General features: G+C 70.4%; 18 protein-coding genes and 2 tRNA genes. 9 read left to right on the plus strand and 11 right to left on the minus strand.

The features are described 5' to 3' along the window. The first annotated feature begins 43 nt into the window (after nucleotides 1-43). The 3 genes from ACZ7PG_RS16280 to ACZ7PG_RS16290 all read left to right on the plus strand — a co-directional run bounded on the left by ACZ7PG_RS16280 (nucleotide 44) and on the right by ACZ7PG_RS16290 (nucleotide 2215). A complete protein-coding gene (locus tag ACZ7PG_RS16280; protein WP_470239850.1) occupies nucleotides 44-1372 on the plus strand; it encodes an aspartate aminotransferase family protein in 1329 nt (442 codons plus the stop codon). A gap of 73 nt (nucleotides 1373-1445) precedes the next feature. Then, on the plus strand, nucleotides 1446-2015 hold the full coding sequence (locus tag ACZ7PG_RS16285; protein WP_470239851.1) for a hypothetical protein: 570 nt from the start codon (nucleotides 1446-1448) through the stop codon (nucleotides 2013-2015). After that, complete coding sequence (locus ACZ7PG_RS16290) at nucleotides 2012-2215, plus strand: DUF6186 family protein (RefSeq protein WP_470239852.1); 204 nt, start codon at nucleotides 2012-2014, stop codon at nucleotides 2213-2215. Before ACZ7PG_RS16285 ends, ACZ7PG_RS16290 begins: the two co-directional genes overlap by 4 nt. A 63-nt stretch (nucleotides 2216-2278) precedes the next feature. Here ACZ7PG_RS16290 and ACZ7PG_RS16295 read toward each other — a convergent pair whose 3' ends face one another. From ACZ7PG_RS16295 to ACZ7PG_RS16325, 7 genes are all read right to left on the minus strand, one after another. Then, nucleotides 2279-3628 carry a cellulose binding domain-containing protein gene (locus ACZ7PG_RS16295; RefSeq protein ID WP_470239853.1) on the minus strand — a complete coding sequence of 450 codons (1350 nt, stop codon included), beginning with the start codon at nucleotides 3626-3628 and terminating at the stop codon, nucleotides 2279-2281. Continuing rightward, complete coding sequence (locus ACZ7PG_RS16300) at nucleotides 3625-5253, minus strand: glycosyl hydrolase family 18 protein (protein ID WP_470239854.1); 1629 nt, start codon at nucleotides 5251-5253, stop codon at nucleotides 3625-3627. The genes ACZ7PG_RS16295 and ACZ7PG_RS16300 overlap by 4 nt, the downstream gene beginning before the upstream one ends. Nucleotides 5254-5587: 334 nt before the next feature. Continuing rightward, a tRNA-Arg gene (locus ACZ7PG_RS16305) sits at nucleotides 5588-5661 on the minus strand. 46 nt (nucleotides 5662-5707) lie between these two features. Next, nucleotides 5708-5797 (minus strand) — tRNA-Ser (locus ACZ7PG_RS16310). 65 nt (nucleotides 5798-5862) lie between these two features. Further along, a complete protein-coding gene (locus ACZ7PG_RS16315; RefSeq protein ID WP_470239855.1) occupies nucleotides 5863-7578 on the minus strand; it encodes a phosphatidylglycerol lysyltransferase domain-containing protein in 1716 nt (571 codons plus the stop codon). Nucleotides 7579-7615: 37 nt separating this feature from the next. After that, a complete protein-coding gene (locus ACZ7PG_RS16320; RefSeq protein WP_470239856.1) occupies nucleotides 7616-9595 on the minus strand; it encodes an acetoacetate--CoA ligase in 1980 nt (659 codons plus the stop codon). A 19-nt stretch (nucleotides 9596-9614) separates the two neighbouring features. Then, nucleotides 9615-10244: a dienelactone hydrolase family protein gene (locus tag ACZ7PG_RS16325; RefSeq protein ID WP_470239857.1), complete on the minus strand. Its 630-nt coding sequence runs from the start codon at nucleotides 10242-10244 to the stop codon at nucleotides 9615-9617. Nucleotides 10245-10390: 146 nt separating this feature from the next. Between ACZ7PG_RS16325 and hisC the strand changes: the two genes are divergently transcribed. Continuing rightward, nucleotides 10391-11446, plus strand: coding sequence for a histidinol-phosphate transaminase (gene hisC, locus ACZ7PG_RS16330; protein WP_470239858.1), 1056 nt, complete (start codon nucleotides 10391-10393; stop codon nucleotides 11444-11446). Here the strand turns inward: hisC and ACZ7PG_RS16335 are convergent. The 3 genes from ACZ7PG_RS16335 to ACZ7PG_RS16345 all read right to left on the minus strand — a co-directional run bounded on the left by ACZ7PG_RS16335 (nucleotide 11436) and on the right by ACZ7PG_RS16345 (nucleotide 13252). Beyond that, the gene (locus ACZ7PG_RS16335; protein ID WP_470239859.1) at nucleotides 11436-12209 is read right to left on the minus strand and encodes a sulfite exporter TauE/SafE family protein; all 774 of its coding nucleotides are present in this window, start codon (nucleotides 12207-12209) and stop codon (nucleotides 11436-11438) included. The two genes, hisC and ACZ7PG_RS16335, sit on opposite strands and share 11 nt — an antisense overlap. A gap of 69 nt (nucleotides 12210-12278) precedes the next feature. After that, entirely contained in the window at nucleotides 12279-12632 is a 354-nt protein-coding gene (locus ACZ7PG_RS16340; RefSeq protein ID WP_470239860.1) for a VOC family protein, read from the minus strand. Next, nucleotides 12629-13252 carry a GNAT family N-acetyltransferase gene (locus ACZ7PG_RS16345; RefSeq protein WP_470240773.1) on the minus strand — a complete coding sequence of 208 codons (624 nt, stop codon included), beginning with the start codon at nucleotides 13250-13252 and terminating at the stop codon, nucleotides 12629-12631. Before ACZ7PG_RS16345 ends, ACZ7PG_RS16340 begins: the two co-directional genes overlap by 4 nt. A 43-nt stretch (nucleotides 13253-13295) precedes the next feature. On the opposite strand from ACZ7PG_RS16345, the gene ACZ7PG_RS16350 reads away from it, so the two are divergent. The 3 genes from ACZ7PG_RS16350 to ACZ7PG_RS16360 are packed head-to-tail and all read left to right on the plus strand — an operon-like array spanning nucleotide 13296 to nucleotide 16318. Continuing rightward, entirely contained in the window at nucleotides 13296-13979 is a 684-nt protein-coding gene (locus tag ACZ7PG_RS16350; RefSeq protein WP_470239861.1) for a FadR/GntR family transcriptional regulator, read from the plus strand. Next, nucleotides 13979-14791 carry a class I SAM-dependent methyltransferase gene (locus ACZ7PG_RS16355; RefSeq protein ID WP_470239862.1) on the plus strand — a complete coding sequence of 271 codons (813 nt, stop codon included), beginning with the start codon at nucleotides 13979-13981 and terminating at the stop codon, nucleotides 14789-14791. The genes ACZ7PG_RS16350 and ACZ7PG_RS16355 overlap by 1 nt, the downstream gene beginning before the upstream one ends. A 27-nt stretch (nucleotides 14792-14818) precedes the next feature. Then, complete coding sequence (locus ACZ7PG_RS16360) at nucleotides 14819-16318, plus strand: adenylate/guanylate cyclase domain-containing protein (protein WP_470239863.1); 1500 nt, start codon at nucleotides 14819-14821, stop codon at nucleotides 16316-16318. Here ACZ7PG_RS16360 and ACZ7PG_RS16365 read toward each other — a convergent pair. Next, nucleotides 16306-17295: a beta-ketoacyl-ACP synthase III gene (locus ACZ7PG_RS16365; protein ID WP_470239864.1), complete on the minus strand. Its 990-nt coding sequence runs from the start codon at nucleotides 17293-17295 to the stop codon at nucleotides 16306-16308. The genes ACZ7PG_RS16360 and ACZ7PG_RS16365 overlap by 13 nt on opposite strands. Before the next feature lie 213 nt (nucleotides 17296-17508). On the opposite strand from ACZ7PG_RS16365, the gene ACZ7PG_RS16370 reads away from it, so the two are divergent. Both ACZ7PG_RS16370 and ACZ7PG_RS16375 read left to right on the plus strand, forming a co-directional pair. Further along, nucleotides 17509-17982, plus strand: coding sequence for an Lrp/AsnC family transcriptional regulator (locus ACZ7PG_RS16370; RefSeq protein WP_470239865.1), 474 nt, complete (start codon nucleotides 17509-17511; stop codon nucleotides 17980-17982). A 39-nt stretch (nucleotides 17983-18021) separates the two neighbouring features. Beyond that, complete coding sequence (locus ACZ7PG_RS16375) at nucleotides 18022-19221, plus strand: MFS transporter (protein ID WP_470239866.1); 1200 nt, start codon at nucleotides 18022-18024, stop codon at nucleotides 19219-19221. The last annotated feature ends 17 nt before the right edge of the window (nucleotides 19222-19238 follow it).

Consider the following 19238-nt stretch of genomic DNA (forward strand, 5'->3'; position numbering starts at 1 on the left):
TGTGAGCTGGACGTGTCGCTCGGACCGGACTTACCGTCGAAGCATGGCTGCTCCGACCTCCGAACTGTCCACGTCCGACGCCTTCTGGGCCGACGCCGACCGGCACCTCGTGCGCTACGGCGGCACCTTCACCCACGAGATCATCGACCACGCCGAAGGCAGCTTCGTCTTCACCGAAGACGGCCGCCGCATCCTCGACTTCACCTCGGGCCAGATGAGCGCGATCCTCGGACACTCGCACCCGGAGATCGTCGACACCGTCCAGCGCCAGATTTCGAAGCTCGACCACCTGTTCAGCGGCATGGTGAGCCGCCCGGTCGTCGACCTCGCGCGGCGCCTCGCCGAGTCCCTACCCGAACCGCTGGAAAAGGCGCTGCTGCTGACCACCGGCGCCGAGTCCAACGAGGCCGCCATCCGGATGGCGAAGCTCGTCACCGGCAAGCACGAGATCGTCTCGTTCGCCCGGTCGTGGCACGGCATGACGCAGGCGGCGGCGAGCGCCACCTACAGCGCCGGCCGCAAGGGCTACGGCCCCGCCGCGCCCGGCAACTTCGCCATCCCGGCGCCGAACGCGTACCGGCCCGACTTCACCGACGCCGACGGCAAGCTCGACTGGCGGCGTCAGCTCGACTTCGCGTTCGAGATGATCGACGCGCAGTCGGTCGGGAGCCTCGCCGCGTGCATCGTCGAGCCGATCCTCAGCTCCGGCGGCATCATCGAACCACCCGTCGGCTACTTCGCCGCGCTTCAAGAGAAGTGCCGGGAACGCGGCATGCTGCTGATCCTCGACGAGGCCCAGACCGGCCTCTGCCGCACCGGCAACTGGTACGCGTTCGAGCGCGACGGCGTCGTCCCGGACATCCTGACGCTGTCGAAGACGCTCGGCGCCGGGCTGCCCCTCGCGGCGGTGCTGACCAGCGCCGAGATCGAGGAAGAGGCGCACAAGCGCGGGTTCCTGTTCTTCACCACGCACGTCGCGGACCCGCTGCCGGCGGCGGTCGGCAACACCGTCCTGGACGTCCTGCAGCGCGACCGCCTCGACGAGCGCGCGCTCCAGCTGGGCTCGCTGCTGCGCCACGGCCTCGAGCGCATCGCCCACCGGCACGAGGTCGTCGGCGACATCCGCGGCCGCGGCCTGCTGGCCGGGCTGGAGCTGGTCGTCGACCGCGAGACCAAGCGCAGCTCGGACGAGCTGGGCGCGCGCGTCACCGCCCGCTGCCTCGAGCTGGGGCTGCACATGAACATCGTGCAGCTGCCCGGAATGGGCGGGGTCTTCCGGATCGCGCCGCCGCTGACGGCGTCCGAAGAGGAGATTTCGCTGGGCCTTTCGATCCTGGACGAGGCGATCGGGGACGCCGTCAAGACGCTCTGATCGAGGAATCCGCTGGCCGTGCGCGACGTTTTTTGTTAGCAATGACAAGGACCTGTCGCGAAGGAGCTACACCATGGCTCTCGGCTTCCGCAGTCACTCGCTCACCGTCGACCTCCCGGTCATCGCGCTCACCCTCGCGGCGATCGCGCACTGGATCCGGGGCGCACCCGCGGACGCGCTGATCTTCCTGGCCGTCACGCTGGTCCTCCTGATCACCGAACGGCCCAGGGCGAACGAAGCCGAGTTCGGGGAACCGTTCCGCGTGCCGGGGTTCGCCGTGGTCGCGGCCGGACTGCTGGTGCTGGCGTTCGGCCGCGACAGCGTCCCGGTGGCGGTCGCGGTCTCGGCGATCGGCGTGGTCGCGCTGTTCGCGGAATGGCGCGACCCGTCGCTGCCGGCGGACCGCCCGGTGCCGCACCGGGCGTGGCTCTGGTCGGCGGTGGCGTTGAGCTGGTGCGCGTGGGAGCTGCTGTCGTTCGTCTACGAGCAGGCGGCGGGCGGGCTGTCGACGACCCACCCGACGATGAGCGACCTGGTCGACCCGCTGCTGACCAGCCGCTGGGTCCAGGCACTGGCGATCACGGGCTGGTTCGCGGCCGGCCTGGCGATGCTCCGCGCGGCCGCCGCGGCGAGGCGGCCGTGAACAGCCGGATCATCACGGAGCTGGGCTTCGGGCTGATCGTCCTGGCGGCGATCGGGCTGGGTGTGGCGAGCCACGTGTGGCCGAAGAAAGTGCCGAAGCTGACGAGCGTCCTGGCCGTGGTGATGCGACGGCGGACCGCGCGGATCGCGTTCGTGCTGGCCTGGTGGTGGGTCGGCTGGCACTTCTTCGTGGGGCACTGAGCAGACGAAAGAACCTCCTTGCCGGCCCGGGGAGCCGGCAAGGAGGCCTCTTTCACGACGACGTCAGAAGCCCGCCGTCACCTTGGTGAAGTCCCAGTCGTTCTGGGCGATGCCGCTGCAGGCCGACTGCACGCCACCACCGGGACAACCACGATCCCGGTTCACCGACCAGAACGCCAGCCGGCCGAGGTGGTTCGTCTTGGCCCAGTTCGTGATCTGGGTCCAGGTCGAAAGATCCGTCAGCTCCTGCTGGTCGGACAGGCCGTTCATACCCGAGATGCCGACGTGGCTGTACGCCGTGGCGTCGCTCCACCCGAACGTCGACTTCAGCTTGTCGCGCAAGCCGTTCGCCGCGTTCACCGTGCTCTGGTACATGTTCGAACCGCCGCCGAAGTCGAACGGCATGATCGTGAACACGTCCACGTTCGCGCCGAGGGCCTTCGACTGGTCGATGAGCCGGTTGCCGTAGTAGTTCGGGCCGGTCGTCGACGTGCCGAACGTCAGGATGGTCTGCACGCCCGGGTTGTTCTGCTTGACGATCTTCAGCGCGCCCAGGATGCGGTCCTGCACGGCCTCGTTCTCGAACTCGTCGGAGTTCTCGATGTCGATATCGATCGCCTTGAGCCCGTACGCGTTGATGACCTGCTGGTAGGCACCGGCCAGCGCGGCGGACGTCGAGCAGTTCGGACCGAGCTTGTTGCCGCTCCAGCCGCCGAACGACGGGACGACCTGGCCGCCCGCCGCCTTGATCTGCGCGATCGCGTTCGCGTCCGCGCTGCCCGAAAGCGGACGGCTGCTGTCCCACGCCGGGTTGCAGCCACCGGAGGCGTTGATGAACGCCATGGTGAACCACTTGACGCCGGTCGCGTTCATCACCGTCTGCGGGTTCGGCGGGCTGCCCCAGCCCATGTACAGGTACGGCGCGCCCTTGCCACCGGTGCCCGGCGGCGGGGTGGTCGTGGGCGGGGGCGTCGTCGTAGGCGGCGGTGTCGTAGTGGGGGGTGTCCCCCCGGCCGCACACGACCCGCCGTTGAGCTTGCAGTTCGACGGCGCCGTGTACGCACCGGAGTACGCCACGTTGAAGCCGAAGCTGGCGCTCGAGCCGTTGCCGACGTTGCCGTTCCACGAGTTCTTCACCGTGACGTGCTGACCGGACGCGGTGTAGCTGCCGTCCCACAGCGACGAGATCTTCGCTCCACTCGGAAGGTCGAACTCGACGGTCCAGGTGGCGAGCGTCGAGCCAGAGCCGTTGGCGATCGTGTACTTGCCTTCGTACCCGGTGCCCCAGTCGGAGCCCTTCGAGAAGGTCGCGGACACGCCGCCCGCCGCGTTCGCCGGAGCGATCACGAACATCGCGCCGATCGTGGCGGCCGCGGCCGCCAGCCCGAGTGCGGGCAACCACCGGCGCGTCATGACAGGCCGTTCTTCATGGCGGTGATCAGCTCGCCATTGCTGGTGTCACCGGTGAGCTCCCAGAAGAAGGCACCGCCGAGACCCTGCTGCTTGGCGTAGGACATCTTCCCGCCGATGGTGCCCGGGGTGTCGTAGCTCCACCAGTTGCTGCCGCACTTCGCGTACGCGGTGCCGGCGAACGTGCCGGTCGACGGGCAGGTGTTCTTCAGGACCTTGTAGTCCTCGATGCCCTGCTCGTACGTGCCCGGCGCGGGGCCGGTCGCCGTGCCACCCGGGGTCGACTGCGTGACGCCGGTCCAGCCGCGGCCGTAGAAGCCGATGCCCAGCAACAGCTTGCTCGACGGGACACCCTTGCTCTTCAGCTTCTGGATCGCCGCGTCGGAGTAGAAGCCCGGCGTCGGGATGCCGGTGAAGTTGGTCAGCGGCGAGTGCGGGGCCGTCGGACCCTGCGGCGCCCAGGCACCGAAGTAGTCGTAGGTCATGACGTTGAACCAGTCGAGGTACGGCGCCGCGCCGGCGTAGTCGGCGACGTCGAGCTTGCCGCCGTTGCTGCCGTCCGCCGAGATGGCCGAGGTGACCAGGAACGACGAGCCGAACTTCGAGCGCAGCGCGGACATCACGTTCTTGTACGAGTTGGCGCCGCTGGAGTCACACGAGAGCCCGCACGCGTTCGGGTACTCCCAGTCGATGTCGATGCCGTCCCAGATGTCCGCCCAACGCGGGTCCTTCAGCAGGTTGTAGCAGGACTGCGCGAAGGCGGCCGGGTTCTGCGCGGCCTGGCCGAAGCCACCGGAGTACGTCCAGCCACCGAACGACCAGATCACCTTGAGGCCCGGGTGCATCTTCTTCAGCTTGCGCAGCTGGTTGAAGTTGCCCGCGACCGGCTGGTCCCAGGTGTCGGCGACACCGTCGACGCTACCCGCGGCGTCGTAGGTCTTCTGGTAGTCGGCGTACGGGTCGTCGTTGGCGGTGCAGGAGCCGTTCGTGACGTTGCCGAACGAGTAGTTGATGTGCGTCAGCTTGTTCGCCGAACCCGACGTCTCGATGTTCTTGACGTGGTAGTTGCGGCCGTAGACACCCCACTGCACGAAGTAGCCGACGTTCTTCAGCCCACCCGGCGGGGGCGGCGTGGTGGTGGTCGTCGTCGGCGGCGTGGTCGGGGTGGTGGGGGTGGTCGTCGGCTGGGTCGGGGTCGTCGGCGTGGTGGTCGGGGTGCCACCGCCGGCGTCGCAGGACCCGCCGTTCAGCTTGCAGTTCGCGGGCGCCGAGTAGGTGCCGGAGTAGCTGACGTTGAAACCGAAGCTGGCAGTGCTTCCGTTGCCGACGTTGCCGTTCCAGGTGTTCTTGACGGTGACGTGCTGGCCGGCGGCGGTGTAGCTGCCATCCCAGAGGGAGCCGATCTTCGCGCCGGACGGGAGGTCGAACTCGACCGTCCAGGCGGCCAGCGTCGAGCCGGAGCCGTTGTTGATCGTGTACTTGCCTTCGTAGCCGGTGCCCCAATCGGAGCCCTTGGTGAAGCTGGCGCCAACGCCGCCGGCGGCGCTCGCCGGCACGGTGACGAGACCGACCGCGATCGCGCCGACCGCGGTGAACAGACCGAGGAGGTGCCATCTCTTTCTGGACATCGCTCTCCCTTGAGCCAGGTAGGGGGACGGCGTGCCCACCTCAGGCGGGGACCCGGTGGTGTTTATGCGCCGTTTGCGAAGACGTTACGTGGTCCAGACCAATTAGGGAAGGACAACCACGGAGAGTGGTGGACACAGGGTGACCAGCTGAGACGTTGGCGTGTTCACTGGTCCAGTCCAGTTACGCAAAGCAGCCGATTCGGCGGGGCGCCACCACGGACGGCCGGTACCTCAAGGCTTCGGAGACTCTGTCGCGAAGCGGGCTTCCAACCGGAAGGCGGACACAAAAGAGCCCCCTCTCGCGAGGGGGCTCCAGTGCTGTCTCAACCAGACGTGCGCCCGAAGGGATTCGAACCCCTGACCTTCTGATCCGTAGTCAGATGCTCTATCCAGCTGAGCTACGGGCGCGTGTTCAGTTGTTCTCTAACCTAGCACCCGGCGAACCGGGTACCAGCGGAGGCTCCGGGATTTGAACCCGGGAGGGGGGGTTACCCCCAACCGCATTAGCAGTGCGGCGCCATAGACCAGACTAGGCGAAGCCTCCTGGGCCCAACGACCACTGCTCAGATAGGTTACACACCCCCCGATCACCCTCCGACAGCACCCCCCTCACGCCCGGCGCAGCAGTCTGAGCAGGCGCGGAGAGCGTCCGCCGAGGCCTTCCGCCTCGAACGTCGCGATGCCGACCCGGGGCAGTTCGCGCACTCCCGGGTACACCAAGTACCGCGGCACCCAGCGCGGCTGGAACTTCGCGTTGAACTTGTACAGCGTCTCGATCTGGATCCAGCGTGAAAAGAAGTGCAGGACCTTCGCCGCCGTCTTGGCGACCGGGCCCGCGCCGATGCGCTGGCCCTGTTCCATCAACGCGCGGAACGCGGCGAAGTTGAGGGACACCTGCTCGACGCCGTGCCTTCCCGCCGCCAGGAGGAGCTCCGAAATCATCAGCTCGTTGACGCCGTTGTCGGCCGTGCGGTCGCGGCGCATCACGTCCAGCGACAACCCCTTCGCGCCCCACGGCACGAACTGGAGCACGCCCCGCACGCGCCCGCCCTGCTCGGCCGTCACCAGCACCGAACCCGCGTCGCCCATGCGGCCCAGCGCCATCGAAAAGCCGCGCTCGGTGTCCGTGCCGCGCCAGTTCGCGGCCAGCGTCACCAGCTCGTTCAGCTCGCCTTCGCGCAGGTCCTCGGCCCGGCGCACCAGCACCTTGTAGCCCGCGCGCTTCGTGCGGGCCGCGGCCTGGCGGACGCCGCGCATGACGCGTCCGTCCAAGGTGAACCCTTCGGCGTCGACGACCGCTTCGTCGCCGATCTCCAGGACCTCCAGGCCGAACCGGGCCCAGACCGTCGCGCCGAGCTCCGAGACGCCCATCGCCGCCGGCACCCAGCCGTTGCGGCGGCAGACCTCCAGGTACTCCTCGATCGCGCCCGGCCACGCCTCGTGGTCGCCCAGCGGGTCGGCCGAGCACAGCGCGACCCCGGCGATCACCCGATAGGTCACCGCGGCCTTGCCGGTCCGCGAGAACACCACGAACTTGTCCCGGCGCAGTGCGAAGTAGCCGAGGGAATCCCGCTCACCGTGCTCGTCGAGCAGCTTGCGCAGGCGGCCGACCTCGTCGTCGGACAGCTGTGGCGCCGGCTCGGCCGAGCGCAGCAGGAAGTACGCCGAGACCAGGATCGCGGCCAGCCCGAACAGCAGGCCGACGGCCGCGGTCATGTCCTCCAGCCACATCTGGTGGAAGACGGCGGGCCCGCTCGCACCGACCAGCGCGAGCGCGGACTCCGCCAGCCGGTCCGGGAAGCTCATCGGCTGCAGGACCGCCCGCGACGCCACCGACAGCAGGATGACGTTGATCGCGAACCCGGCCAGCGCCAGCTGCAGGAACACGCGCACCGCACGCCAGCGGCCGACCACCGGGTCCGGCTTCGCGACGAAGTAGCGCCGGCTCGCGATCAGGCCCACCAGCAGCACGACCGACACCATCCCGGCGCCGAAGACGTGCCGGAGCCCGATGTGCGACACCGTGAGCAGCACCGTCGCGCCGATCGCCAGCTGCCAGGCCCGGCGCTTGCGGCGCCGCAGCCCCGCGGCCAGCAGTACGAGCAGCACGCCCGTCACCAGCGCCACGGTCGCCGCCGCGACCGTCGCCTCCTGCGGCAGCTCCAGCCACTCCGACAGGTGCCCGCGCAGGTTCCGGCGCCCGGCCGGCACCAGGACCGACACGAGCGTCATCAGTCCCGCCAGCCGGGTCACCCAGGTGATCACCCCCACGGTGGTGGCTCCCGCCACCCGCCAGGTGGTCTGCGCGCGTGTCCCCGTCACCACCCGTACAACCCGTTGTGGACGATCATGCTTCCCCCATCTACCCGCCGGCGAGCTCCACGAACGGCGTCAACGCCGCCGGGTTGGCCAGCGCGTCGCGGCTGACGGCCCGGTCAGGAGCCACACCGGCGAGAATCTTCTTCACCGGTACCTCACACTTCTTACCGTTCAAGGTACGAGGAATCTCCTGAACCACGACGAACCGATCGGGTACATGCCTCGGTGACAGCGCGCTACGGAGCTCCTTCTTCAGCCGAGGCTCGACGTCTTCGAGTTCGGCGCCGTCCGCGAGCACGAGGAAACAGATCAGCTGCCCGTCCTCGTTTCCGACGGCCGAAGTGTCCACGACCAGGGAATCCGCGACTTCGTCGTAGCCCTCGACGACCCGGTAGAACTCCGCCGTGCCCATCCGGACGCCACCGCGGTTGAGCGTCGAGTCGCTGCGGCCGTAGATCACCGCCGACCCGCGGGCGGTGACGCGGATCCAGTCGCCGTGGCGCCAGAGGCCCGGGTACATCTCGAAGTACGCCTCACGCAGGCGCGAGCCGTCCGGGTCGTTCCAGAAGAAGACCGGCATCGACGGCATCGGCTTCGTGATCACCAGCTCGCCGACCTGCTCGACAACGGCGTTGCCGGCCTCGTCGAACGCGTTGACCGCGGCGCCCAGCGCCGGGCAGGACAGCTCCCCCAGCCACACCGGCACGTCGGGCGCCGACGCGACGAAGGCCGCGCACAGGTCGGTGCCGCCGGAGACCGAGCAGATCTGCACCTTCTTCCCGACCTCGTTCACGATCCACCGGAAGCCCTCGACGCTCAGCGGCGCGCCGGTCGAGCCGAGCGCGCGCAACGCCGTCAGGTCGTAGCGCTCGGCCGGTTTGATGCCCGCCTTCAGGCAGCTCTGGATGAAGGGCGCCGACGTCCCGAAGTACGTCACGCGGTGCTGCTCGGCCAGGTGCCAGAGCGCGTTCAGGTCCGGGTACCCCGGGCTGCCGTCGTAGAGCACGATCGTCGTGCCGACCAGCAGGCCGGAGATGAGGAAGTTCCACATCATCCAGCCGGTGGTGCTGAACCAGAAGAACCGGTCGTCCGGCCCGAGGCCGGTCTGCAGCGCGAGGGCCTTGAGGTGCTCCAGCGTGATGCCGCCGTGGCCGTGGACGATGCCCTTCGGCAGGCCGGTGGTGCCGGACGAGTAGAGCACCCACAGCGGGTGCGCGAACTCGACCGGCTCGAACAGCAGCGGCGCCCCCTCGTTCGCCGCGAGCAGCCCGTCCCAGTCGAGCGCGCCGTCCATCCGTCCTTCGCCGACGTACTGGACGAGCACGGTCGCGGCCAGCGACGGCAGCTTCGCCTGCAGGTCGGCGACCGTCGTCCGGATGTCGAACTGACGGCCGTTGTACGCGTACGCGTTGACGGCGAAGAGCACCTTCGGCTCGATCTGCACGAAGCGGTCCGCCACCGCCCGGACGCCGAAGTCCGGCGAGCACGACGACCAGATCGCCCCGATGCTCGCCGCGGCGAGGAACGCGACCAGCGTCTGCGGGCAGTTCGGGGCCAGCGCGACGACGCGGTCGCCCTTGCCGACCCCCAGCTCCAGGAACGCCGCCCGCGCGGCCGCGACCTGCGCGCGAAGCTTGCCGTACGTGAGGTGGTCCGCGAAGCCGTCTTCGCGGTGGAAGATCACCGCGGTCTCGTCGTCGCCCTTGGCCGCGCCCGCGACGCCGGGGGTGAGCGCGTGCTCGGCGTAGTTCAGCGTGGCGCCGTCGAACCAGACCGCGTTCGGCATCTCGCCGGAGAGCACCTCGCCCGGCTGGTCGTGCCAGCGGACACCGAGGAAGTCCGCGACCGCCGTCCAGAAGTCCGGGCCGCGCTCGACCGAGAACTCCCAGAGCGAGCGGTAGTCGTCCACCTCGGCGCCGCGTTCGGCACGCAGCCACTGGCGGAACGCCTCGATCTTGGTGTCGGCAACGTGGCTCGGCTCAGGTCGCCAGAGCACTTCGGGGACGTCGGCGGTGTGCGTCACGTCACGACTGTAATCCCGCCTACCGCAGGTGCGCGTCGAACCAATTCAGCGTGCGCTGCCAGGCCTCGGCGGCCGCGCCGGGGTCGGCGTCGAAGCGGTGGTTCGCACCCGGGTAGTGGACGACGTTCGTGGCGACCTTCGCCGACGCCGCGGCGTCGCGCAGGCGCTCGACCTCGGCGCCGCCCGCCTCGTCGCCGGCGTCGCCGTACATGCCGAGCCACGGGCTGGTGAGCTTCCCGGCGATCTCGACCAGCGCGGGCAGTTCGGCGGCCTGCTGCCCGCCGACGCTGACGGCCGCACCCAGCCGGCGGTGCGACGCGACGACGAGCGCCGCGGTGCCGCCGAGGTCGAAGCCCATGACGCCGAGCAGGTCGGCCTCGACGCCGCGGTCGACGAGCCAGGCGAGTGTGATGTCCGTCGCGTCGAGCAGGTCCTGCTGCGTCAGCTCCGCGTTTTCGAGGTGCGGCGTGACGGTCAGCCAGCCTTCGAGGGCGAGGCTGGCGAGCAGCAGCTTGACGCCGTCGGTGACCCCGTCCGCCTCGTGCAGCACCACCAAACCGCCGCGTAGCGCGCCTTCGGGTTCCGAGAAGGTCAGGCGCAGGGCCCTGCCGTCGGTGCGCTGGTAATCCACGGTGCTGGTCGACGTCATTGCGTCACTCAATCACTCGGAGGTGAACGGCGGGAACCCAGTTTGGCAGGTCCACGGGTCACATACCGCCTGAAGGGAGTCGCGGGGCGGCGGGCGGAAAAGATACGGTGACCGGGTCGTCCCGTTCAATCGGAGGAGCGCCGAAGATGTCGTCCGTGTCCCCTCGTGCCGATCTCGAATCGTTGCCGAAATACATCCCCGGCCGGACGATCGAAGGCGCGATCAAGCTGGCGAGCAACGAGGTGCCCGGCGGTGCGCTGCCGAGCGTCGCGCGGGCGATCGCCGAAGCCGCCGCGGGCATCAACCGCTACCCGGACACCGGGTCGCAGGCCCTGCGCGAGCGGCTGGCGCGCGAGCTGGACGTGCCGGTGGAGCGCGTCGCCATCGGCTGCGGCTCGGTCTCCCTGTGCCAGCAGACGATCCAGGCGGTCTGCGCGCCCGGCGAAGAGGTGATCTTCGCCTGGCGCTCGTTCGAGGCGTACCCGATCGTCACGCAGGTGGCGAACGCCGTGTCCGTGAAGGTCCCGATCACCGAGGGCCAGGAGCTCGACCTCGACGCGATGCTCGCGGCGATCACCGAGAAGACGCGCGTGGTCTTCGTCTGCAACCCCAACAACCCGACCGGCACGGCGATCCGCCGCACCGAGCTGGAGCGCTTCCTCGACGCGGTCCCGGAGCACGTGCTGGTGGTGCTGGACGAGGCGTACAAGGAGTTCGTCACCGACCCCGAGGTGCCCGACGGCGTCGAGTACACGCGGACGCGCCCGAACGTCATGGTGCTGCGCACGTTCTCGAAGGCCTATGGCCTGGCGGGCCTTCGCGTCGGTTACGCCGTCGCGCCGGAGCCGATCGCCGACGCGCTTCGCCAGGTGTACGTCGCCTTCTCGGTGAACATGCTGGCCCAGGTCGCGGCGCTGGCGTCGCTCGACGCGGCCGACGAGCTGCTCGCGCGCTGCGAGGAGATCGTCGTCGAACGCGGCCGGGTGCGGGACGCGCTGCTCGAAACCGGCTACCGGGTACCCGAGACGCAGGCGAACTTCGTCTGGCTGCCCTTGGGTGACCAGGCCGTGCCGTTCGCCGAGCACGCGCTGGACCGCAAGCTCGTGGTGCGCCCGTTCGCCGGCGACGGCGTGCGCGTGACCATCGGGACCCGCGAGGAGAACGACCTCTTCCTGGCCGCGGCGCGCGACTTCAGTCGCTGAACTGCTTGACCACCAGCTGGATCACGGCGGCGACGCCGATCACGACGATCACGCCGCGCAGCACCGCCGGCGGCAGCTTCCGGCCGATCTTCGCGCCGAGGAAGCCGCCGGCGGTCGACCCGACGGCCAGCCAGAGCACCACGGGCCAGCTGATCGGCGCGACGAACGCGTAGATCACCCCGGCGACGACGTTGACCACGGCGGCGAGGACGTTCTTGACGCCGTTGAGCTTCTGCAGCGGTTCGGACAGCAGCATCCCCATGACGGCCATCAGCATCACGCCCTGCGCGGCGGTGAAGTACCCGCCGTAGATGCCGATGAGGAAGATGAAGAACATCAGCAGCGGGCCGGCTTTGTGCTCGGCGCCGTTCTCTTCGCGCCGCTTCGCGACCCACTTGGAGACGCGCGGCTGGACGATCACGAGGATCACGGCCAGCCCGACGAGCACGGGGACGACGGCTTCGAAGGCGTCCTTCGGCAGCGACAGCAGCAGGATGGTGCCACCGATGGCGCCGAGGAACGACGCGACGGCGAACTTCACGACCTGCGGCCAGTAGCCGGCCAGCTCGTGCCGGTAGCCCCAGGCACCGCTGAGGGTCCCGGGCGCGAGACCGATGGCGTTGGACGTCGTCGCCGTCACCGGCGGATACCCCAGCGCGACCAGGACGGGGAAGGTCACCAGCGTCCCCGACCCGACGACGGCGTTGATGGTGCCCGCCCAGATCCCGGCGACCACGATGATCGCCGCGTGCCACCACGTCATGAAGCATTCACGTGCGGAGCCTAAGCATCGTGAGCCTGTCCCGCGACGCAGATGTGGCCGGTCGGACACTCACCGCGGCGTGAAGACGCAGAATTCGTTGCCTTCCGGATCCGCCATCACCTCCCATTCGATGTCGTCGTCGCGTTCGCGGACCAGCGTCGCGCCCAGTTCGAGCAACTCGGCGGGGTCGCCGAAGACGTCCAGGTGCAGGCGGTTCTTGACCGTCTTCTGCTCCGGGACCGGGTTGAGCCAGATCAGCGGTCCCTTGCCGGCCGGGTCGACGATCGGGACGGGCCAGTCGTCCGGTCGCGAGTCACCGGTCAAGGAGTCGCGGCGGACGTAACCCATGGCGCGGCACCACCAGTCGGCCAGGGCCTGGTGGTCGGTCGCGTCGAGGGCGAGGTCCTTGAACTGCGCGGTCATTTCGATCCTTCCGGTACGTGAGCGGGGACGACGTCGGACACCACGCGCCAGCCGAGCGCGCGGTACAGCCCGCGCCCGGCCGTCGAAGCCAGCAGGACGCTCGAGTGCGCCCCGGCCGCGACGCCCAGGCGGTGCATCACCACCCGGCCGAGGCCGCGGCGCCGGTGCTCGGGCTCCGTGACGATCCGGTCGAACACCGCCGCCCCCGATGCCACCGCGACCCAGCCGCGCGCGGCCGGCGCGCCCTCGGCCGTCACCGATGCCTCCCACACCGGGCCCTCGCCGGTCACCGTCACCGAGTACGGCGCCGGGACCTCGGCCGGCGGGAAGCCGCCGTCGAAGGTCATCAAGTACTCCGTCTCCCCCGCTTCCCATTCCGTGGTCAGGCCCGCGAGCACCGAGGCCCGCGAGCCGCACGTCTTCAGCCACGTGCCCGGCGCCGCCACCGTCCGCGCCCGCGTGGCCACCGTCGACGGCGACCGCAGCAGGTAGCGGACGCGGTGGCCGGGCAGGCCGACGTCGACGCGGAGGCCGTCCGGCTCCGCGACCGGCGGTGGTACCGCCCGCGACACCGCCCAGCCCCGCACCCACGCCCCCAGGATGTCCATGTCCGCGATCATGACAGTCACCACCGACAGTTTCCGGAGCTGAGAGGATGGCGGTGTGGACACCGAGCAGGTCTGGAGCGCGACCGTCGACCGGTTGCGGTCGATGATCGACTCCGGGAAGCTGCCGCCGGGCTCCCGACTGCCCGCCGAACGGGTCCTGTGCGAGGACCTCGGCATCAGCCGCGGGTCGCTGCGGCAGGCGCTGCGCGTGCTCGACTCCATCGGCTACGTCCGGATCCGCGCCGGGTCCGGCACCTACGTCCGTGAGCAGCAGGAACAGCCGCTGCGCACCTGGTTCACCGAGCACGACCAGCTCGTCGAGAAGCTCTTCGACCTGCGTGCGACCGTCGAGCCGACCCTCGCCGAACGGCTGGCCCGGCAAGCCACCGCGAAGACCGTGAGCCGGCTCGAGGACAACGTCGCCGAGATGGCGCAGGCCGCCGAGGACGGCGACATGCTGCACGTCATCGCCGCCGACGCCGAGTTCCACCGGGTGATCGCGCAGAACGCCGGCAACGACGACGTCGCCGGGCTGCTGCGGTCCGTGCTCGCCCTGGTCGGCGAGGAGCGGCGGCTGGCGCTGCGGCTGCCCGGCCAGATCCGCAAGGCCGTCGACGACCACCGCGCGATCCTCGACGCCATCCGCCGGTCCGACCCGGCCGCGGCGCGCGAGCTGACCCTCAAGCACCTGGTCGACGCCAAGACCTACGCCCACGACTTCGCCGCGGAGGAGCGCTGATGGAGAAGGTGCACTTCACCGAAGAAAAGGCCACCAACCTGGCCACGCTCTACGGCCGAGCGCTCGACTACCGCAGCGCCCACCCCATCCTCGGCGACCACGCCGCCGACGAAGCCGTCCGGCAGATCGACTACGACTTCGCCAAGCTCGGCATCAACCGCGACGGCGCCGTGTCGGTCGTCCTGCGGGCGAAGCCGATCGACGAATGGGCCGGCGAGTACCTCGAGAAGCACCCGGACGCGATCGTGCTGCACCTCGGCTGCGGCATGGACACGCGCTTCCAGCGGCTCGCCCCGCCCGAGACGGTCCACTGGTACGACGTCGACTACCCCGAGGTCGTCGAGCTGCGCGAGAAGCTCTACGCGGCCGCGCCGAACCACACGAACATCGGCACGTCGGTGACGGACTTCGGGTGGCTCGACCAGGTGCCGTCGGACCGTCCGGCGCTGATCGTCGCCGAAGGGCTGACGATGTACCTGACGCCGGAGTCCGGCCACGAGCTCATCCGGCGGCTGGTCGCGAAGTTCCCCTCCGGCGAGCTGATCTGCGACGTCTTCAACCGGCTCGGCATCAAGGCGCAGAAGCTCAACACCCCGGTCCGGCGCACGAAAGCGACCCTGCACTGGGGCGTCGACGATCCCCGCGAGCTGGAGCGCGACGGCCTCACGCTCGTGTCCTCTTTGGACGCCGGGCACTGGGCGACGCCGGACGTCCTGGCCCGTCTCCGGCCGTTCACCCGGTTCCAGCTGCGCATGACGAAGTACTTCCCGGCGCTGGCGAAGATGGCGAACATCGTGCGGTACCGCTTCTGACGCGACGCCGGCCGTACGATCAAGGCCGTGCGCAAGATCGCCGTGAGCAACTTCCGGGTGGTGTTGCGCACCAGCCTGGGCTTCGCCGGGCTCGGCCTCGGCTCCAGCGTCGCCGGCTCCGGGGTCGTCGCGCTGCTCCTGCTGCTGCAGGGCCTGCCTGGCGACGTCGGTGACCGCGGCTGGATCCTCGGCCTGACCGCGGCCGGGATCGTCGCCGTCTCGCTGCTCGCCGGGACACTGTGGACGGCGTGGCTGCAGCGCCGCACCGCGATCTGGTTCGTGCTCGGCCGCCCACCGTCGGAAAGCGAAGCCAAGCGCGCGCTGCGGCTGCCGGTCGACATGGCCGTGGTCAGCGGCACGCTCTGGCTGATCGGCACCCTCGTCCTCAGCGTGCTGGCCGGCGTGCTCGGCTCCGGCGAGGACGCCATCGGGATGGCCACGGTCATCGGGCTCGGCGGCCTCACCACCGTCGGGCTCACCTACCTCGCCGCCGAGTGGGTGGCGCGGCCGGTGATGACGATCGCGCTGGAGATCCTGCCGCCGAGCGGGTCGCTGCCGGTCACCGTGCTGACCCGGCTGATCGTCACCTGGGCGCTGGCCAGCGGCGTCCCGTTCGTCGGCGTCCTGCTCGTCGCGACCCCGCCGGACCTCGGCTCGGGCGACCACACCGCCAGCCTGATCATGCTGTCGGTGATCGGCCTCGGCGTCGGCGCGATCGGCACCGCCCTGCTGGCCAGGGCCGTCGCGGCGCCGCTGCACCGGCTGCGCGTCGCTCTCGACCGGATCGCGCGCGGCGACAACGAGGTCACGGTCGACGTCGACGACTCCAGCGAGATCGGCCTGCTCCAGACGTCGGTGAACCAGCTCGCCGCCGGCCTGCGCGAGCAGGCGCGGATGCGGGACCTCTTCGGCAGGCACGTCGGCGCCGACGTCGCCCGGCACGCGCTGGAGTACGGCGCGTCGCTGTCCGGGGACGTCCGCGAGGTCACGGCGTTGTTCGTCGACGTCGTCGACTCGACCGCGCTCGCCTACCGCACGCCGCCGGAGGAGCTCGTCGAGAAGCTGAACCGGCTGTTCGCCGCGGTCGTCACCGCGGTCGGCGCGCGCGGCGGGCTGGTCAACAAGTTCCAGGGCGACGCCGCGTTGTGCATCTTCGGGGCCCCGACGCGGCTCGCGGACGCGCCGACGGCCGCGCTGGCCGCCGCCCGCACGATCCGGGACGCGGTGTGCGCGAAGGGCGAGCTCGACCTCGGCATCGGCGTCTCGAGCGGGCCGGTGTTCGCCGGGCAGCTCGGCAGCAGCAGCCGGCTCGAGTACACCGTGATCGGCGACGCGGTCAACGAGGCCGCGCGGCTGACCGAGCTGGCCAAGGCGGTGCCGTCACGGATCCTCGCCAGCGACGCCGTCGTCTCGGCGGCGCTGCCGAGCGAAGGCGCGTACTGGGAGAAGCACGGCGAGCTGGCCCTACGCGGCCGCCAGGAGCCGACGCCGACCTGGACAGCCGGCCCGGAACCTCAGGACAGCTGACCCAGGTCCGGCCAGCGCAGCACCGTCGAGCCCCAGGTCAGGCCCGCACCGAACGCGCTGAGCAGCACCTTGTGCCCGGGGACGAGCGTCCCGTCGGCCCGCGCGTCGGCCAAGGCCAGCGGGATGGACGCGGCGCTGGTGTTGCCGACGCGGTCGATGTTCGCGACGACGGCGTCGGCCGGCATGCCGAGCTGCTTCGCCGTCGACTGGAGGATCCGGATGTTCGCCTGGTGGCCGACGAAGCGGTCGACGTCGCCGACCATCCAGCCCGCGCGCTCCAGCACGGTCCGCGACGACTCCGCCATCCGCGCGCACGCGTGCCGGAACACCGCCGTGCCCTGCATCGCGAGGAAGCGATCGCTCGGCTGGTCGGACAGCCGCCGCCGCGCGCCGCCGGCTTCGACCCACAGCAGGTCGGCGAGGTCACCCTCGCTGTGCAGGTCGAACGGCCCGAGCGCGCCGTCTTCGTCGGGCTCGCCCGCCCGCAGCAGGACCGCGCCCGCGCCGTCGCCGAAGATCGGGACGGTCGTGCGGTCGTCGGGGTCGATGAGCGTGGTGAAGGTGTCGGCGCCGATCACGAGCACGCGCTCGGCGATGCCACCCGCGATGAACCCCGCGGCCGTGGCCAGCGCGTAGACGAACCCGCTGCAGACGGCGTTGACGTCGAACGCCGCGGCCGTGCCGAGCCCGAGCCGGGCGGCGACCTGCGGCGCGCTGGCCGGGCAGGGCTGGTCGGGGGTCGACGTGGCGAGGACGACGACGTCGGCCGAGCCGCCCGCGAGGGCTTCCCGGCCCGCGCCGACCGCGAGATCCACAGTGGACTCGTCCGGCCCGGCGACGCGGCGCTCCCGGATGCCGGTGCGGGTCCGGATCCACTCGTCCGTGGTGTCGAGCCGGGCGGCGATCTCGTCGTTGCCCAGGACTGTCGTCGGCAAGCACGACCCGATTCCGGTCAGCACGGCGGCAGGTGCGGGCACGGCGGAGCCTCCCCACGCCGGCGGGTTGGCGGAGCGACCGGCTGGTCTTCCACTTCTATGGGCTACCCCCTGGTAGACCCGTGAGTTGTGTTCCAGGTCACTGAAAAAGTTGTTTCACTTTCCCCTCGGACGGAGTAGTGAGCGACGTCACGCAAGAGTGAGCGCGGAGCGAACGCCGGGCAAATCGTCGGGGGTCCCGGCTAGCCTGCTGGAGTGCAGACTCCCGACCTCGACCAGCTGGACATCGCCATCCTCGCCTGCCTCCAGGAGGACGCCCGCACCATCGCCGAGACGATCGGCGCGAAGGTCGGGCTCTCGGCCGCGGCGGTGCAACGGCGGATCAAGCGGCTGCGCGAAGCGGGGGTCATCGAGCGCGAGGTCGCGGTGCTGTCGCCGGCGGCGCTCGGGCTGAGCATGACGTTCGTGGTCATGGTCGAGATGGAGCGGGAGAACCTGGCGGTCCTGGACGCCTTCCGGCGCCAGATCCTCGCCGACGACTGCGTCCAGCAGTGTTACTACGTCACCGGCAACGCGGACTTCGTGCTGGTCGTGACGTGCCCGGACATGGCGGGCTTCGAGGCGTTCACCCGGCGGATGTTCTTCGACAACCCGAACGTCCGGCACTTCACGACGAGCGTGGCGATGGACCGGGTGAAGGTCGGGCTCAGCCTGCCGCTCGGGCCGTAGGCGGGCGATATTCTGGAGCGCTGTCCACCTGGGGGATGCATGCTTCGGAACCGCCGGATCTTTCTCGTCGCGACCTTGATCGACGCGCTCGGCAGCGGGTTGTGGGTGCCGTTCGCGCTGCTGTTCCTCGTCCACGGCCAGGGCATGGGCCTGCTCGACGCGGGGACGTCGCTGAGCACCGGGGCGCTGCTCGCGCTCGTCACCGGGCCGGCCACCGGGGCCGCCATGGACCGGTTCGGGCCGCGGGCGCTGCTCATCGCCGGGAACCTCGTGCGGCTCGTCGCCTTCTGCGCGTACCCACTGGTCCACACCAGCTGGCAGGTGATCGTGGTTTCGGTGGTCGCCGGCTTCGGCGACCGGCTGTTCTGGACGTGCAACGCGCCGATGGTCGCCCGGCTCACGACCGGGAGCGAGACGGACCGCATGCTGGCGACGCAGACGGTGGGGCGCTTCGCCGGCGCGGGGATCGGGGCGGCGGCGACCGCGGTCCTGCCGACGATCACGAGCCAGGCGGCGTTCCACGCGCTCGCGTACGTGAACGCGGCGAGCTTCGCGGTGGCGGCGGTCCTGATCCGGCTGCTCCCGCGCGCCGAGGCCCGCACGCGGACGACGTCCGGGAGCTGGCGGGCCGTGCTCGGGGATCGGCCCTTCACCGGGTTCTGCGTCACCCACACGGCTTTCACGCTCGCCAGCGCGAGCAAGTTCGCCGTGCTGCCCATCGTCGTGCGCGATCTCCTGCACGGTCCACAGTGGATCGCCGGGACCGCGATCACGCTCGGCACCGTGGTCGTCGTGACCGCGCAGCGCCCGATCGTCGCCCTGCTCGCCGGGCGCAGCCGGACCGCGACGCTGATCGGCGCCGCGACGCTGTTCGCGGTTTCCTTCGCCCTGCTGATCCCGTTGGAAATGGTCCCCCTGCACGTCGCCGCCGGGCTGATCCTCGTGACGAGCCTCGGGTTCTCCGTCGCGGAGGCGATGTTCGGCCCCACCGGCACCGCGACGGCCGCCGCGGCCGCGCCGCCCGGCGCCGAAGGCCGGGCCAGCTCGATCTTCCAGCTCTCCTGGGGCCTGCCCGTCGCGCTCGCCCCCGGCCTGCTGGCCGTCCTGCTCAGCGTCAGCAACGCGCTGACGTGGTCGGTACTGGCTCTGACCTGCACGGCGGCGATCCCGGCACTGCTCGTGCTGCGGAAGAAGCTCCCCGGAGCCCTGCGCGAACCGTCACCGGCAGTCGCGGGCTGAACGCAAGGGGTATGTGC

Source organism: Amycolatopsis sp. NPDC114504, from assembly GCF_055633595.1.